The sequence below is a fragment of the Aliihoeflea sp. 40Bstr573 genome, assembly GCF_024105655.1.
Lineage (GTDB): Bacteria > Pseudomonadota > Alphaproteobacteria > Rhizobiales > Rhizobiaceae > Aliihoeflea.
On sequence record NZ_JAAAMH010000002.1, the window covers coordinates 1 to 14,623 of the forward strand.

The 14,623-nt window shown below is 64.1% G+C and carries 18 protein-coding genes; 7 read left to right on the forward strand and 11 right to left on the reverse strand.

The window, feature by feature from the left end:
- Positions 1 to 352: 352 nt before the first annotated feature.
- The gene (locus GTK01_RS03165; protein WP_252924409.1) at positions 353 to 634 is read right to left on the reverse strand and encodes a hypothetical protein; all 282 of its coding nucleotides are present in this window, start codon (positions 632 to 634) and stop codon (positions 353 to 355) included.
- Positions 635 to 759: 125 nt separating this feature from the next.
- On the opposite strand from GTK01_RS03165, the gene GTK01_RS03170 reads away from it, so the two are divergent.
- The 4 genes from GTK01_RS03170 (at position 760) to GTK01_RS03185 (ending at position 5,280) form a co-directional block, all read left to right on the forward strand.
- Positions 760 to 2,910: a transglycosylase domain-containing protein gene (locus GTK01_RS03170; RefSeq protein WP_252924410.1), complete on the forward strand. Its 2,151-nt coding sequence runs from the start codon at positions 760 to 762 to the stop codon at positions 2,908 to 2,910.
- Positions 2,911 to 3,003: 93 nt separating this feature from the next.
- The gene (locus tag GTK01_RS03175; protein WP_252924411.1) at positions 3,004 to 3,570 is read left to right on the forward strand and encodes a DUF1214 domain-containing protein; all 567 of its coding nucleotides are present in this window, start codon (positions 3,004 to 3,006) and stop codon (positions 3,568 to 3,570) included.
- The gene (locus GTK01_RS03180) at positions 3,563 to 4,102 is read left to right on the forward strand and encodes a DUF1254 domain-containing protein (RefSeq protein WP_252924412.1); all 540 of its coding nucleotides are present in this window, start codon (positions 3,563 to 3,565) and stop codon (positions 4,100 to 4,102) included. The genes GTK01_RS03175 and GTK01_RS03180 overlap by 8 nt, the downstream gene beginning before the upstream one ends.
- 338 nt (positions 4,103 to 4,440) lie before the next feature.
- A complete protein-coding gene (locus GTK01_RS03185; protein WP_252924413.1) occupies positions 4,441 to 5,280 on the forward strand; it encodes a hypothetical protein in 840 nt (279 codons plus the stop codon).
- A gap of 33 nt (positions 5,281 to 5,313) precedes the next feature.
- Here GTK01_RS03185 and GTK01_RS03190 read toward each other — a convergent pair whose 3' ends face one another.
- Genes GTK01_RS03190 through GTK01_RS03200 form a run of 3 tightly spaced genes read right to left on the reverse strand, consistent with a single transcriptional unit; the run spans position 5,314 to position 8,183 of the window.
- Positions 5,314 to 5,646 carry a DUF1491 family protein gene (locus tag GTK01_RS03190; protein ID WP_252924414.1) on the reverse strand — a complete coding sequence of 111 codons (333 nt, stop codon included), beginning with the start codon at positions 5,644 to 5,646 and terminating at the stop codon, positions 5,314 to 5,316.
- 10 nt (positions 5,647 to 5,656) lie between these two features.
- Positions 5,657 to 6,499, reverse strand: coding sequence for a peptidoglycan-binding protein (locus GTK01_RS03195; RefSeq protein WP_252924415.1), 843 nt, complete (start codon positions 6,497 to 6,499; stop codon positions 5,657 to 5,659).
- On the reverse strand, positions 6,474 to 8,183 hold the full coding sequence (locus GTK01_RS03200) for a HAMP domain-containing sensor histidine kinase (protein WP_252924416.1): 1,710 nt from the start codon (positions 8,181 to 8,183) through the stop codon (positions 6,474 to 6,476). The genes GTK01_RS03195 and GTK01_RS03200 overlap by 26 nt, the downstream gene beginning before the upstream one ends.
- Before the next feature lie 423 nt (positions 8,184 to 8,606).
- Between GTK01_RS03200 and GTK01_RS03205 the strand changes: the two genes are divergently transcribed.
- Positions 8,607 to 8,981: a DUF5330 domain-containing protein gene (locus tag GTK01_RS03205; RefSeq protein WP_252924417.1), complete on the forward strand. Its 375-nt coding sequence runs from the start codon at positions 8,607 to 8,609 to the stop codon at positions 8,979 to 8,981.
- 36 nt (positions 8,982 to 9,017) lie between these two features.
- Positions 9,018 to 9,452: a SufE family protein gene (locus tag GTK01_RS03210; RefSeq protein WP_252924418.1), complete on the forward strand. Its 435-nt coding sequence runs from the start codon at positions 9,018 to 9,020 to the stop codon at positions 9,450 to 9,452.
- Between the two features lie 5 nt (positions 9,453 to 9,457).
- On the opposite strand, the gene GTK01_RS03215 is transcribed toward GTK01_RS03210, so the two are convergent.
- A complete protein-coding gene (locus GTK01_RS03215) occupies positions 9,458 to 10,246 on the reverse strand; it encodes a DUF6456 domain-containing protein (RefSeq protein ID WP_252924419.1) in 789 nt (262 codons plus the stop codon).
- Positions 10,247 to 10,257: 11 nt separating this feature from the next.
- Entirely contained in the window at positions 10,258 to 10,659 is a 402-nt protein-coding gene (locus GTK01_RS03220) for a helix-turn-helix domain-containing protein (RefSeq protein WP_252924420.1), read from the reverse strand.
- Positions 10,660 to 10,856: 197 nt separating this feature from the next.
- On the opposite strand from GTK01_RS03220, the gene GTK01_RS03225 reads away from it, so the two are divergent.
- Complete coding sequence (locus GTK01_RS03225; RefSeq protein ID WP_252924784.1) at positions 10,857 to 11,195, forward strand: cytoplasmic protein; 339 nt, start codon at positions 10,857 to 10,859, stop codon at positions 11,193 to 11,195.
- A gap of 5 nt (positions 11,196 to 11,200) precedes the next feature.
- Here GTK01_RS03225 and GTK01_RS03230 read toward each other — a convergent pair whose 3' ends face one another.
- From GTK01_RS03230 to GTK01_RS03250, 5 genes are all read right to left on the reverse strand, one after another.
- Positions 11,201 to 11,626, reverse strand: coding sequence for a MucR family transcriptional regulator (locus GTK01_RS03230; RefSeq protein ID WP_252924421.1), 426 nt, complete (start codon positions 11,624 to 11,626; stop codon positions 11,201 to 11,203).
- A gap of 259 nt (positions 11,627 to 11,885) precedes the next feature.
- The gene (gene mnhG / locus GTK01_RS03235) at positions 11,886 to 12,260 is read right to left on the reverse strand and encodes a monovalent cation/H(+) antiporter subunit G (RefSeq protein ID WP_252924422.1); all 375 of its coding nucleotides are present in this window, start codon (positions 12,258 to 12,260) and stop codon (positions 11,886 to 11,888) included.
- A complete protein-coding gene (locus GTK01_RS03240; RefSeq protein WP_252924423.1) occupies positions 12,253 to 12,585 on the reverse strand; it encodes a cation:proton antiporter in 333 nt (110 codons plus the stop codon). Before GTK01_RS03240 ends, mnhG begins: the two co-directional genes overlap by 8 nt.
- The gene (locus GTK01_RS03245; RefSeq protein WP_252924424.1) at positions 12,582 to 13,055 is read right to left on the reverse strand and encodes a Na+/H+ antiporter subunit E; all 474 of its coding nucleotides are present in this window, start codon (positions 13,053 to 13,055) and stop codon (positions 12,582 to 12,584) included. The genes GTK01_RS03240 and GTK01_RS03245 overlap by 4 nt, the downstream gene beginning before the upstream one ends.
- The gene (locus GTK01_RS03250) at positions 13,052 to 14,617 is read right to left on the reverse strand and encodes a Na+/H+ antiporter subunit D (protein WP_252924425.1); all 1,566 of its coding nucleotides are present in this window, start codon (positions 14,615 to 14,617) and stop codon (positions 13,052 to 13,054) included. The genes GTK01_RS03245 and GTK01_RS03250 overlap by 4 nt, the downstream gene beginning before the upstream one ends.
- Between the last annotated feature and the right edge of the window lie 6 nt (positions 14,618 to 14,623).

A 14,623-nucleotide genomic window follows, 5' to 3' on the forward strand; every position in this document is an offset into this window, starting at 1 on the left:
ACGCCGAAAATCGGTGCCCCGCACCAACCCAGATGACCGATGCCGAAGCCGCAGCCACATGTCAGGCCGTGCAGAACTCAAATCGCGGCCCTACGGTCTACTAAATGCCGGTAGTTCGAAGTGTCCAATTGCAAAAAGTGCCATGTCCTGCTTCCTGTAAGTGAAGCCCCAGGGTGCTTGACTGAATCACCCAAAGCCTAGTCTGGTGATCGCACTTCAAGCCGTGCCGCCCCGTGGTTTCGGTTGCGATAGCGGCGGTGGCGCTCTGGGAAGAGAATCAGGCACCGCCGTTTTCGATTGGACGGCAACCATGAGGTGTAACGCAAGGTAACGCGTGGCTCATGCCCGTAATTCACACCTTGTGTTTTAGTCTTGACAGAAGCTTTCGCGCTTTCTGCTTAGGCGTAACGGGCTTCCGAACCATCCGATAGGTCAAACGCTTGTCGCCGGCCATGCGAAGCAAGTCTTCCGCGCGTTCGGCATCGGATACCTTTAGGGCAATGCGGCGGTGGCATATCGCGTCGGGCACGGCAATTAATTGGATTGTTTTCCTATTTTCCCGATCCCCATGCCCCAGCGGCCACTGTTGCCCGATAGCGACGTCGCGTTTTTTCCATTCACGATAGCGCGCCAAAGTCGGACCTGTCCCTTGTGGCCGACCCGCATTTGGAGGACACTCGTCGCCTGAAGGGTTGTACCGCCTTCGCTTCCTGGTTGCAGGTCGAGCGGGGGCGATCGGGCATTGGGCGCAGTGGGCTAATGAAGAATCCGTTTTCGGCTCGCAAGAGGCAGGCGCCGCGGCCTGGTCGTCTCCTCGCGCTCGATGCGTGGATCGATTCCTCGCTCTACGAAGCCGGCTTTCGCGCGCGCGAGCGGTGGGAAAACGTCACCATCTTCTTCCGCCGTTTCAAGGTCACCGGCTGGCGCCGCGGTCTCGTCGAGATGTCGAGCGAAGCCTTCACGCTGGGCACCGCCGGCTCCATCGTGATGCTGGCGCTCGCCATGCCCGCCTTCGAGGAAACCGCGCGCGACTGGCGCAGCCAGGGCGAATTCGCCGTCACCTTCCTTGATCGCTACGGCAATGAAATCGGCCAGCGCGGCATCATCCAGCGCGATTCCGTCCCCGTCGACGAAATGCCCGATCACGTCATCAAGGCCGTGCTCGCCACCGAGGACCGGCGCTTCTTCGAGCATTTCGGCATCGACGTCATCGGCCTTGCCCGCGCCATGTCGCAGAACGTGCGCGCCAATTCGGTCGTCCAGGGCGGCTCGACGCTCACCCAGCAGCTCGCCAAGAACCTGTTTCTCACCAACGAGCGCTCCATGGAGCGCAAGATCAAGGAAGCCTTCCTGGCGCTCTGGCTCGAAGCCAATCTGACCAAGAAGGAAATCCTGCAGCTCTATCTCGACCGCGCCTATATGGGCGGCGGCACGTTTGGCATCACGGCGGCGGCGGACTTCTACTTCGACAAGGGCATCAAGGAGGTAACGCTGGCCGAGGCCGCGATGCTCGCCGGCCTCTTCAAGGCGCCGGGCAACTACGCCCCGCACATCAACCTGCCCGCCGCGCGCGGCCGCGCCAACGTCGTCCTGAACAACCTCGTCGACAGCCACATGATGTCCGAGGGCGAGGTCCTGTCCGCGCGGTTGCGCCCGGCGACGGCCATAGACAGGACCAGCAAGGACAGCCCCGACTACTTCCTCGACTGGGCCTTCGAGGAGGTCAAGAAACACGCGCCGAAGAACGGCCCTCTCGCGCTCGTCGCGCGCACCACGATCGATCTCGACATGCAGCGCGCGGCCGAGGAATCGCTGGAATTCCACCTTCGCCAGCACGGTGCTGAATACAAGGTCACCGAAGGCGCGATCGTGCTGATCGAGAGCAACGGCGCGGTGCGCGCCATGGTCGGCGGGCGCGACTACGGCCGCAGCCAGTTCAACCGCGCGACGCGCGCCCTGCGCCAGACTGGCTCATCCTTCAAGACCTATGTCTACGCGGCCGCGATGGAAGCGGGCTTCACGCCGGATTCGGTCATCTCCGATGCGCCGATCAACTGGGGCGGCTGGTCGCCGCAGAACTATGCGCGCAAGTTCTCCGGCCGCATGACGCTGACCGAGGCGCTGGTGCGCTCGATCAACACGGTCCCGGTCCGCCTCGCGCACGACCACCTGACGACCACGCCGATCCGCGACATCGCCTATGCGATGGGCGTCGAATCGGAAGTCAGCACCCACAAGACGATGGTTCTCGGCACGTCCAGCCTCACGGTCATGGACCAGGCCACCGCCTACAACACGCTCGCCGCCGGAGGCGTTGCCGGCACCCGCCACGGCATCTCGCAAATGCTCACCCATGCCGGCGACGTGGTCTACGATTTCACGCGCGACGCGCCGCCCCCCGTCCCGGCCCTGTCGCCGCAGGCGGTCGCATCGCTCAACTCCATCCTCGTCCAGATCCCCGAATGGGGCACCGCCCGGCGCGCCGCGCTCGAAGGCATCCGCTCGGCCGGCAAGACCGGCACGACGCAGGCCTATCGCGACGCCTGGTATGTCGGCTTCACCGGCAACTACACCGCCGCCGTGTGGATGGGGAACGACGATTTCTCGCCCACCCACAACATGACCGGCGGCTCGCTGCCGGCCATGACCTGGCAGCGCCTGATGACCTATGCGCACCAGAACATCGAGCTGAAGCCGATTCCCGGCATCGAGAATCCGTTCATCGAGAAAAAACTCGTCGCCGAGGCTAAGGCCGCCGACACGCAGGCGCCGGACGCGGCGGCCGAGGAAGAGCGTCCCGCTCTCCTTTCGAGCCGCACGACCAAGCTTTTGACCGACATGGCCGACGCCTTCCGCCAGGCGCCCGTCGTGCGCCTGCCCGATCAGCCCGAAACCCTCTCGGCACTTTGACAGCCGCATGATTTCTCACGCCGTCTGGTGTAAGTGCCGGCAGGCAATTTCCACTGCCGCCCGATTCACCGGACCTTGCGACCGCCGCCTGCCATGCTGAAATCCATCCTCCTCACCGCGCTCACGCTCGTCATCGCCCTTGGCGGCGGCGCGGGCAGCGTCTGGCTGATGATAGAGGAAGTCCCCGATTTCGGAGCGATGACGATCGGCGAGTGGAGCGTCAACCCGACCGAGGGAACGCCACAGGCCGACCCCTATGCCAAGGCCCGCTTCGCGCGCGAGGGTGAGCTGTCGCTGGGCATCGCCGAAGGCGCGCAGTTCATCGCTTCGCGCGATGCGACGGGCCAGCCGCTGCGCGGCGCGTGCGACTATGTGGTCACCGGCAGCGTGCCGGCCTCGCGGTTCTGGACCCTGCATGCCGTTCAGCCCGGCGCGGCCAACCCGCCCCGTGCCGTGCAGTCTCTTGCGCTTTTGCGCGCCTCTTCCGGCTCGTTCTCGATCGCGCTGTCGCGCCATCCCGCGCCGGGCAACTGGCTACAGATCGACGCCACCGGCCCCTACCGTCTTGTTCTGGCCGTCTACGATACGCCGACCGTCAGCTCTGCCGACCTTGCCGGGATCACCCTGCCCCGCATCGTTCGGGAGCGCTGCAATGGGTAGCCTGCTGCGCGCCATTCTGGTCGGCCTTGTCGGCGCCGGCATCGTCCACGCGCTGGTGCTCCTGCTCATTCCGTATGTGACCGCGGCGGACGTCTGGGCGCGGCTCGAACGGCGCGCTGCGTTCTACGAGGTCGTCCGCATCGATCCCGCATCCGGCGGCAACATGCTTCATCTGCCCGATCCCCTGTTCGAAGCGGCGGCCTGCCGCATCGATCTTTCGGAAGGCATCGTCCACCTCCAGGCAGACGGCGAAGTGCCCTACTGGTCGATGTCGATTTACGATCAGTCGGGACAGAATATCTTTTCGATCAACGACCGCACGTCGAACGAGGGCAGGCTCGATTTCCTCGTCGCCACATCCGCTCAGCTAACCGAACTGCGCAACAGCCAGGCGGAAGATCTCGGCACCGCCGTCTTCGTGGAAACCGAGGTCCAGGAAGGAATCGTCGTCGTGCGCGCCTTCGTACCGGATCCGACTTTCGAGCCGACCGTCTCGCGCTATCTCGCGGGCCTGGACTGCAGTCTCAGATAGTCAGGCCTTGCTGCGGCGCGGCCGCGACCGCGGCTTTTGCGCCGGCGGATCGGGCAGCCTCTCGTATCGTACACCCGGAAATATGATGATCTTCCCGCCACCTGCTGGTGCGGGCCTGGAAGGTGCTCGAGACTTCGCCCGAAGCTTGACAATAGTCGCCATGGTCGTTGCTCGCAGTCACGGTTGTGGAGCACTACGCAACGCCTCCGAATCCGATATGCCGCGGCCACGGTTAATAAGTGCATAACGCATTTGCGCTAAGTTGAACGGTGGGTGGCACGTTCCGTGTACCGCGTTCCATCCGCGTGTTCGAATGCCCGCAAGATCAGGCGTAACCAGTGTCCAGCGTCGAGTTTCGGCAGTTTGCCGCCAGCAGCGAAAGCACCAAGTCCGACCGCCTGTTGCGCGCGGCCGTCTCGGCCTTCTGTTCCATCCTGCGCCCCTCGCGTCAGGAAGTCGCCCAGATCGAGGATCTGGCGACGCCGCTCCTCTCCCACGCCTCGCGCGAAACCCTTCGGTTCGTCGCCGCGGCGCTCTCCGAATGCCTTAATCCGCCGCCCTCGCTGGTGCGCCGCCTTTGCGACGAACCCGTCGACATCTGCGCGCCGCTCCTGGTACGCTCGACCGCGCTGCGCGACATCGATCTTCTTGCCCTCATCGGCCGGCACGGGCTCGGCCATGCGCTAGCCATCGAACGCCGGCCAGACCTTGATCCGCGCATCGCAAACCTCGTCGCATCATTGAAGGCGCGTTCCGCGCCCGAGGCCGCGGCAACCCCGAGTTCGATGCTCCCTGCCACGCTCGAAAAGCTGCGTGCCATGATGATGCCGGCCGCAGCGGCGCGTTCTGCGCGCTGGCCGGAAGCACCGACGCCCTATCTGAAGTTGCGTGCGGCCGCCCTGTCCGGCAATCCCGCCATCCTGCGCGCCACGATCTCCAGCCTGTGTGCAATCGACGAACACGCCGCCGCCGGGCTCCTCGCCGACCCTACGATGGCTGCGTTCAAAGCCGTCCTGAAGCGGCTCGGCCTGACGGCCGAAGAAGCATATCTCATCGCATGCGCCGCCCAGCCGCACCGGTTCGGAACCGCAGCGACCATCCGCACCTTTGTCGAGGATTATCTAGCTGAGGCCGCAGATCCGGCTACTGCGGCCCGGCTCGGGTCAGCACTGCCATAGGCAGGCTTTCGTGACGCCGATGGTCGTGGGGCGTCAGAGAAGTTCGCTCACCAGCTTCTGGTCCGCCTCGATCTCGACGACCCACAAATCGGAGTCGAAGCGCCGTTCCTTCTCGAGCCGCGCCTCCACTGCCGCGTCGTCGACGGCCTCCAGAACCGGCGAGAACATCCTGTCGTCCGGTCGCGCCTGCCCATAGTCGGACTGCGCGCGCGGCGCGTAGAGCGTCGCCTCGCCGAAGCGAGAGCGCACGATGACGAAGATAGCGCCTGCCTCGCTTGCACCGCGCCTGACGACTGCGCCATAGCCGCCGGACGCAAACACCCTGCGCAGCATGGCCGAAACCCAAAGGTCGGAAGTAACGCGCATCGTGGTTCCGTCAGTCCGTGAGCCCGATTTCCTTCATCTTGGCATAAGTCGCATCGTCGGGCTCACCCGTCTCGGCGAGGCCGAAGAGGCTCTGGAATTCCTTGATCGCCGCCACCGTGCGGGGCCCCACGCGGCCGTCGAGGTCGATGCCCTGATTGCCGAAGGCGCGCAAGCCGGCCTGGATGCGCAGCACGCGCTGGTCGCTGCCGGAGGGCGCGGATGCCGTCTGCATCTGGTCGGCCGCTGCGCGAGCCGCCTGTTCGATGGCCTGAGCCTCGCCGTCGACCTCGGTTCTGGCCCCGAGGTGGCGCAGCAATTCGCCGTCGATACCGCCATCGGCCGCCAGGCCGAGCTTCTGGCGATATATCTGCACCGCCTGGTCGGTCTGCGGGCCCGTCAGCCCGTCGATCGCGCCCGTATAGAGGTCCAGTTCCGCCAGCACCCGCTGCACCTCGGCCACCACCGCCTGTCGTGCGTCGGGCGTGGAGCCCATCGGCGTCGCCGGTGTCGTGCCTGCCGCGGGTTGCGGCATTTCCTGCGGCCGCGCCATTGGCGTCGGCTGCGCCACCTCTTCTGGCAGATCGAGTTCGGGCGCGAGTTCCAACCGCGTCACGTCGACGGGCTCGGCCGGCTCGCGGGGTGGCAGGTGCCGCGTCTGGAAGAACGCGCTCTTGTGCTGGTGCGGCTGATACCAGATCGCGTTCGCGGCCACGAAAGCGAAGGTGATGGCGAACGCCGTCACCCCGCCGACGCCTACCGGACGTTCGGCAATCGCGCGCCCCGTCGCCGACAAGCCGGCGACCAGGAGCCCCGGGCTTTGCTTGCGCTTACGCGATTTTGCGGAACGTGCCATGCGGCCTTTGTCCATTTGTGTTGGGGGTCGTAAGTTTCGTCACGGGGTTCGCCGCGTGCTGTGTGGGAAAGCTGACGGTGACGGTCGTGCCGGCGCCCGGTGCGCTTTCGATGGCGAGGTCGCCATCGTGGAGCGCCACCAGACCCTTGACCAGCGAAAGGCCGAGTCCAGTTCCCTCGAACTTGCGCGTATAGTCGTTCTGAACCTGCGCGAACGGGCGGCCGAGACCGGCCAGATCGTCGGCCGCGATACCAATACCCGTATCGGCGACCACGATCGCGATCCGATCGCCTTGCTGCATTGTCGACAGCGTCACGCGTCCGCCCTGAGGCGTGAACTTGATCGCGTTGGAGACGAGGTTGAGCAGTATCTGGTGGACGGCGCGCTGGTCCGCATCGAGCTCGCCGACCGCGTCGCGATTGGCGATCGCCAGCGCCACGCCCTTGTCGCAGGCCTGGCCTTCCAGCAGCGAAACCGTCAGTTCAAGCGCGCTTTTCAGTTCGAACGGTTCGGGATGGATCGAATAGGCGCCTGCCTCGATCTTCGAGATGTCGAGGATTGAATTGACCACCGCCAGAAGATGGTTGCCCGCCTCGCGGATCAGTCCGACATGCTCGGCCTGCTTGACCGGCAAAGGTCCCGAGACCGCCTCGTGCAAAAGCAGGTCGGAAAAGCCGATAATCGCGTTCAGCGGCGTGCGCAATTCGTGGCTGACGGCAGCAAGGAAGCGGCTCTTGGCGATTTCGAGCGCCGCCGCCTGGTCCGCCGCATCGTCGAGCGCGGCGCGCAGGTCGCCGATCTCCGTCGCGTCACGCAGGATCGCGGTCCATCCGTCCGTCCCGCGCACGAGTTCGAGTCCAACGTCCAGATGCGCGACGTCGCCGGCCAGCTTGCCGGGCACGCGCACTGTCAGGTGAAGATGCTGCGGCTCGGCCGCGTCCGAGGAAAGCGCGTGCAGGAGCTTCACACGGTCGCTTACGCGCACGCGCTCGAAAAAGCCCGCCCCGGTCAAAAGGTCCGGCTCAAGGTGCAGGATGCGCCGCGCCTGGTCGGAGACCGAAACCGCCTCCCCTTCGCGCGTCAGCGTCAAGAGCACTGCGTCGATCCGGTCTTCGAGCCTCGGTTCGGCTGGCTCGTCTGTCGCATCGTCGGCCATCATGCCGACAAGCCGCGGCAGGGCCAGCACCAGGTAGAAGAGCGCGGCGGCCGCGCCCGTGATGGTGGCCGTCGCGCCCACCGTCGCGTCCGCGAAGAAAGCGGCCATGGCCAATGGAATGCCGAGCATCGCCGCCTTCGCTGCCGAAGAGCGCGCGCCTGAAACCCAGCCCGCTTCGCCAATCATGGCGAGCGCCATAAGGAGAACGACAGGCGCAGGCGCCCCCGTCCACAGGCCAAGCGCGCCGACGAAAAGCGCCAGAGTCAGTCCTGCGCCCGCGACAAATCCGAAATACCGGCCCGACGCGGCGGTCACCGCCAGCATCCAGGACGAGGCAAAAAGCACCGCCGCCACGCTCATCGCGGCATTCGCGCCCCACGCGCCCAGCGCCAGCGGCGCGGCGAGCGCGGTCAGGAAGAAGGGAGCGCCCAGCAGCAATGCGATCAACCGTGCCTGCCGCTCGCGTGCGGCGCGGCCAGTCAGCCGCGCGTGAACCAGCCGCTCGCAAGAGCCAAGGACTTGGCCCATCCATTCGCAGGATCGGGTTCGGCTAGATTTCACTCAACGCACTCGCACACAGCCCGCTTTTCGCGGGTCAACATCATTGCGATCACCCTCGCATCCAGCGTTTAAGGAAAGGATAAAGCGCCGCTATTGGTCGGCGCAAAGACGCTCGCGGCGCAACATCCGCAAACCGATTGCCAGTTTGGTAAAGCGTTCGTAAGTCGGGATTACAGCAATGTTTGAGTTTGCCCCTTCCTGGTCCAACCCATTGAACGACTTGGCTTTTCTCGACCACGCGCCACGCCGTCGGCCATTGCCCACAGTCGATCGATAAAACTTGAATCAAACTTGCCGAAAATTGCCCTTGCGTCTTCAAGCAGCCTTTTTCGTCCTCATGCTTTGATCTGGTCGAAGCCGGCACGGGGATGTCGGCGACGGGGAAAGATGATGATCGGATTTCTGTTCAAGAGTGCCTTCTGGCTGTCGATTGCCCTCCTCTTCATCCCGCTCGCACCTTCGAGCGAGACCGGCGAGCCGCAAGTGGGCGCGATGGACGCCTTCTTCGCCGCCCGCGAGGCGATCAGCGACGTCACCGGGATCTGCGAGCGCAAGCCCGAGGTTTGCGAGGTCGGCGGGGCGCTGGTCGGTTCGATGGGTGTTCGGGCCCGCGAGGGCGCGCGCCTTGCCTATGAGGCGCTGGATGGCCAATTCGGCGAGGCCGAACCGGAAAGCATGCTTGCCCAACCGAGCGAGATGGAGCCCGCTTTCGATGCCGGCATGACGACCGGCAGCGTGCCGGCGACGCCCGCGGCCACCTTTTGAGGTGACGGCCGGCCTGTCGACCCCTATATCGACGGCATGAGCACCAGTATCGACCAGATTTACGAAGACTTCGCGTTCCTCGACGAGTGGGAGGACCGCTACCGCTACATCATCGAGCTCGGCGCGGGACTGCCGGCCTATCCGGAAGAGGCGCGCGACGCCGCGCACAAGGTGCAGGGCTGCGTCAGCCAGGTCTGGCTCAACTCCACCGTATCGGATGGGAGCGATCCGAAGATCTCCTTCGAAGGCGATTCGGACTCGCACATCGTCAAGGGCCTCGTTGCCATCGTCCTCGCGCTCTATTCAGGCCGTCGCGCCTCCGAAATGCTCTCCGTGGACGCAGACGCTGTGCTCAAGCGGCTCGGTCTCGACGAACATCTCACGCCGCAGCGCGCCAACGGCCTGCGCTCGATGATCAAGCGCATCCGCATGGAAGCGGCGAGTGTCAGCGAAGCGACGCCGGCCAGCTGATTTTCTCATATGCGCGGCCGATAGTCGGCCGTTCCCCAGTGAAGAACGCTCCGCCGCCCCTCACGCCGCTGTGGATGGTAGTGACGGGCGAGCGCGCCCAGCGCGGTCTTCAGCATCAGCTTGGCCGAGCGGCGCGGCCATCCGCGCTCCATCTCCGCCTGCTCGAGACCCTTCAGAAAGCAGCAGACGTCGATCAGGATGCCGGCGAGTTCCGGTCCCACGGCGTCGATGGCGCGGTCGACACGTTGGCGCGCAGCAAGAGCGTCGTCTGTCAAATCCGCCTTGGCATTGCCGCCACCGCGCCTGCCGCCCGAGACCGATGCCTCCCAGTTGGCGCCGAGACGCGGCGCGATCTGGCCGAACCCGTAGTCGGCCCGCAGCCTCTCCCCCGCCTCGACCTCCCCGGCCGAAAGGAAAGGCCGTCCGTCCCGGTCCTTAAGCTGTGCAAGTCCTGCCAGCGGGCTCTCGCGCAGGTTGACCGTCGCAAATTCGCGCCCGCCGGCGATTTCGATCGCCCTCACGGCACGATCCTGATGCTGGGCCTGGAACCGGTCGCCGGCCGAAGACGCCGCGCGCGCCAGCCAGGCCATGCCCTCCGGCGTCACCGACACGCGGTCTCCATTGCGCGCGACCATGCCTCTCGCAGACGCCGCGCCTAGCGCCTCGACCGGCACCTGGATCACGCCTCGATCCCCGCCGTCGACCATCATCTTGTCGCCGCGCCCCACCGGGTCGCACCGGGCGCTGCCTTTGACGAGAAAACTGACCAGCCGCATCATGTGCCTTTCTTCCATACTGGCCGTCCTCATATCGGTTCGCGCCGCACCAGCACCCGCACCAGTCGCTCCACCTGGTCGACGATGCCATCGAACTCGCGGTCTTCGCGCCAGTCCTCGACGAGATTGACAGCGTGCTGCACCGTCGTGCGGTCGCGCGCGAAGCCGCAGCCGACATCCTTCATCGGGATCTGCAGGACGGTATGCGCCGCATACATGCCGATCTGGCGCACCCGCGCCACCGGGGCCGGCGAACGGGTCGGATTGCGGATTTCCTTTCCCGAGACATTGAAGAAGGCGGAGATGATGTCGATCACCGCCTCGCATTCGCTCATCATGCGCTCGTCGGTCTTCTTGGGCGCCGGATAGGCCGAAGGAGGCCCACTCGCCGCTGGAATTTCCGGATCAGACTTTCGCTTCGGCTCCGCCACGTTCACCCTCCGATATAGGAATAAATGCTTTCTATCCCAGATCGAACGGGGTGAGAACAAATATCGAACATCGAAAGTTTCGATTTCCACCAAATGATTGAATCGGCTTCCGATTTGGCGGTCGTGGCTCATTGCACGCAGAAAACTTATCCCCGCCCGTCAAACCCGCGCACAGGATCGGCTTCTCAAGACGAGGAGTGATCGAATTGGATTTGAAAAGCGAAGCCTTGGCCTTTGTCGCCGAGCGGGACATGCTCCAGCGCAAGGCGGCACAGCGCGTTGCGCTCCTGTGCAATTGCGGGATCGAAATCGAGATGCTGGAGATGAAAGACGCATCGGCGCGCGCCTTTCTCGTCAGGCGTCTCCGGCGGTTGATCGAGCGCGAGCGCATCCGCGGGAGCAACCGGCACTGGAGTTACGATCTCAATCGCCACATTGCACTGAAGCAGGCGCTCGACGAGATCGATGGTCGCAAGGCCCCCAAAACGAAACCGGCGCCACGAAGGCGCCGGCAAAGGATCGTCGGATTTGCTTGAGGCGCCTAGCGCGCCTTGCGCTTGCGGCCCAGGCCCATCTTCTTGGCAAGCTGCGAGCGTGCGGCGGCGTAGTTCGGCGCGACCATCGGATAGCTGGCGTCCAGGCCCCACTTCTCGCGATACTGCTCGGGCGTCAGGCCGTAATGGGTCATGAGGTGACGCTTCAGCGACTTGAATTTCTTCCCGTCCTCCAGGCAGACGATATAGTCGTCATGCACGGATTTCTTCGGGTTGACTGCAGGTTTCTGCTTGTCGGCAGGTACAGCCTCGGGCGCCGCACCGACGCGTCCAAGTGCCATGTGCACGTCCGCGATCAGGTTCGGCAATTCACCAACGGGAACAGGATTGTTGCTGACATAGGCAGCGACGACATCCGCTGTAAGCTCGATGAGCATGTCGCTGTTGCGTTGGAGTTCTTCGGAGATTTCCATGTACGGCCCCATAATTGTAAATTCGCTCGTGCACCGGTCTTTTTACGCGTCGCCGGTTCTGTTTCAACGCCTACGACGAATCCACAGTGCTTGAGCAACAAATGGTACGGATATTACAGTAAGTCAATTAATCTGGCGAATTATTTGCGCGGCAAATTGGATTGAGAGATGATTTGTGCCCAAACCACTGACAAGGAAGTGGCGAAATCACGCATAGTTGTAATCAGAAGTTGCAGGCTCGTTGTTTCGTCAGAAACGATCACTGTTCAGAACGATGCTGCCGGGATTCTTTCTCTTCGCGAATTCTCGTGATCAGCTCGTCCTTTACGGACTTGTCCCAAAGTTTATATCCGGCCTCATAAGACGCTTTTGCAAGAAGATGCGCTGCAACGGGCGCGGTCAGCAGCAGGAACACGAAGCCGGCGATTGCACGCATGACCGTCGCAGCGTCATCCGCGTGAAGCGCAAGCGCCAGGAGAATGACGCCGGAGCCGAGCGTGCCGGCCTTGGAGGCCGCGTGCATACGGCTGTACACGTCAGGAAGCCGGTTGACGCCGATCGCGGCGGCCAGCGAAAAGGCCGCCCCGATGACAATCATCAGGCCCACCGCGATATTGATCAGCGCATCAATCATCGATCGCCTCCCGCACGCCGTGCTCGCTCTCCTGCTTCACCCAGAGAGCGCCCTTCGCCATCACGAAGCGCGCAAATGCCACCGTTGCCAGGAAGCCCACGAGCCCGAGGGAAATGGCGACGTCCACATAGAGCGTGAAACTCGTTCGAATGCCAATCAGCGCGATGAAGCCGATCGCAACCACCACCAGCATGTCGAGCGCGACGATCCGGTCCGGCAAGGTCGGCCCGACGATCACGCGCCAGGTTGTCAGGAGAAAAGACAAACTGAGCAGGATCAGACCAATATATTCGGCAACCGACAGGAATTCTTCCGAAAAGCTCACCGGAAAGCCTCCATGATCTTGCGCTCGAAGCCGGTCGCGATGTCATGACGCAACTGGTCGGGATCGGAACAGTCCAGCGCGTGTATGTAGAGGAAGCGCCGGTCCTGCGACACGTCGACGGTCAGCGTTCCGGGCGTCAGAGTAATGAGGTTAGCGAGCATGGTGATCTCCGCGTCCTTATCGACCTTCAGCGGATAGACGAACATGCCCGGCTTGATGTCGATCGTCGGCGCCAACACGGTCTTGGCGACCGTCCAGGACGATTTCACCAATTCGACCAGGAACAGGATCGTCAGCGAAACGATCCGCCGCATGCGCGAAAGATAGCCGAGCGACCCGATCTCCTTGCGGATCAGATAAAGGGCGGCGGCGCCGAGCATGAAGCCGAAGAGGAGGTTCAGCAGCGTGAACGAGCCTGTTACCCCGCCCCAGGCGAGCGCGAGCAGGACATTGACGACGAGCAGGGTCATGAACCACCTCCGGCAGGCAGGACGAGCAGCGAATAGCCGACGGGGTCGAGCAGCGAGGCGGCCGCCGCATTGGCCATGGCGAGCACCGGCTCAGGATACAGGCCGATCCAAAGGATCGGGATCATGAGAATTCCCAGCGCGAACATGCCCGTTCGGTCGAGCGCCACGGTTTCGGCCATTGAACCGCCGGCGCGCGGACGCCAGAAGGCGAGCGCAAAGACGCGGCCGAGCGCGAGCGTCGTCAAAAGCCCGCTCAGCAGGATCGCGAAGGCAATCCAGCCGGCGCCCCCGTCGAGCGCGGACTTGACCAGCATCACCTTCGGCCAGAGCCCTGAGCCGGGCGGCAGACCGGCCGCTGACAGCACGAGCAGAAGCGCGATCGCCGCGAGAAGCGGGTGCAAGCGATAAAGACCGCCAAGGTCGGCAAGTGAATAGCTGCCGCCGACCTGCCGCATCAGCGCCACGAGCAGATAGAGCGCGGCCATCACCAGCATCGAATGGACGGCATAGAGCACCGTCCCTGCAAGCCCGACCTCGTTGCCGAGCGCTAGACCCGCCATCATGATGCCGATACCGGATATGACCACATAGCCCATGATGCGGCGGATGTCGGCCTGCGCGAGCGCGCCGATTGCACCGAAGACCATCGTCAGCACCGCTACGACCGCGATCACGCCAGACAGCGCCCCGCCCTCCTGCGGCAGGAGGACGAAGAGCGTGCGCAGCAGCGCGTAGACGCCGACCTTGGTCAAAAGTGCGCCGAACAGGGCGCCGACCACCAGCCGGGGCGTGTGGTAAGAGGCGGGCAGCCAGAAATGCAGCGGAAACGCTGCCGCTTTCATGCCGAAGGCGACGAGATAGAGCGTCGCCAGCATCATCAGCGGCCCCTCGCCGCGCAGCGCTTCGGATTTCAGGGCGATGTCGGCCATGTTCAGCGTGCCGAAGACGCCGTAGAGCAAGCCCGTCGCGATCAGGAACAGCGTCGTCGCGACGAGGTTCAGGATCGCATATTTGAACGCGCCGTCGAGTTGCGCACGTTCCGAGCCGAGGATCAGGAGCCCGAAGGACGAGATCAGGAAGACCTCGAACCAGACATAGAGATTGAAAATGTCGCCGGTCAGGAACGAGCCGCCGACGCCGGTCATCAACAGCATGAGGAAGGGGTAGAAGCCGTAGCGCTTGCCTGTTGCGTTGATCGTGGTCGAGCCGAACAGCGCGCAGACCAGCGCCACGAGCGCGGCGGTCGCGGCCAGCAGGACGCCCAGCGTGTCGGCAACGAAGGTGATGCCGAAGGGCGGCAGCCAGCGGCCCATCGTCATGGCGAACGGACCGTCGTCGAGGACGCGCGCCAGAAGAACGACATTGGAGAAAAGCACGACCCCGATGACGCCGAGCGAAATCGGCGCGTGAAGATTGGGATGTCTGCGCATCATGACGAGGATGGCCGCCGTCAGGAGCGGCAGGGCGACGGGGAAGACCAGCAGCCAGTCGGCCAGCGCCACGCGCTCCAGGATCATCGCCTGCGAGATGTCGACGCCGTAGGGGTTCGAAGCGGATTCCATCTGTCC

Excerpts from the sequence above, each read along its gene's own strand:
- GTK01_RS03205 (WP_252924417.1), top strand. The coding sequence starts at position 8,607 with ATGATCGGATTTCTGTTCAAGAGTGCCTTCTGGCTGTCGATTGCCCTC.
- GTK01_RS03170 (WP_252924410.1), top strand. The coding sequence starts at position 760 with ATGAAGAATCCGTTTTCGGCTCGCAAGAGGCAGGCGCCGCGGCCTGGT.
- mnhG (WP_252924422.1), bottom strand. The coding sequence starts at position 12,260 with ATGATTGATGCGCTGATCAATATCGCGGTGGGCCTGATGATTGTCATC.
- GTK01_RS03180 (WP_252924412.1), top strand. The coding sequence starts at position 3,563 with ATGGGTAGCCTGCTGCGCGCCATTCTGGTCGGCCTTGTCGGCGCCGGC.
- GTK01_RS03230 (WP_252924421.1), bottom strand. The coding sequence starts at position 11,626 with ATGGAAATCTCCGAAGAACTCCAACGCAACAGCGACATGCTCATCGAG.
- GTK01_RS03195 (WP_252924415.1), bottom strand. The coding sequence starts at position 6,499 with ATGGCACGTTCCGCAAAATCGCGTAAGCGCAAGCAAAGCCCGGGGCTC.
- GTK01_RS03175 (WP_252924411.1), top strand. The coding sequence starts at position 3,004 with ATGCTGAAATCCATCCTCCTCACCGCGCTCACGCTCGTCATCGCCCTT.
- GTK01_RS03245 (WP_252924424.1), bottom strand. The coding sequence starts at position 13,055 with ATGACCCTGCTCGTCGTCAATGTCCTGCTCGCGCTCGCCTGGGGCGGG.
- GTK01_RS03210 (WP_252924418.1), top strand. The coding sequence starts at position 9,018 with ATGAGCACCAGTATCGACCAGATTTACGAAGACTTCGCGTTCCTCGAC.
- GTK01_RS03250 (WP_252924425.1), bottom strand. The coding sequence starts at position 14,617 with ATGGAATCCGCTTCGAACCCCTACGGCGTCGACATCTCGCAGGCGATG.
- GTK01_RS03215 (WP_252924419.1), bottom strand. The coding sequence starts at position 10,246 with ATGGAAGAAAGGCACATGATGCGGCTGGTCAGTTTTCTCGTCAAAGGC.
- GTK01_RS03190 (WP_252924414.1), bottom strand. The coding sequence starts at position 5,646 with ATGCGCGTTACTTCCGACCTTTGGGTTTCGGCCATGCTGCGCAGGGTG.
- GTK01_RS03200 (WP_252924416.1), bottom strand. The coding sequence starts at position 8,183 with ATGGGCCAAGTCCTTGGCTCTTGCGAGCGGCTGGTTCACGCGCGGCTG.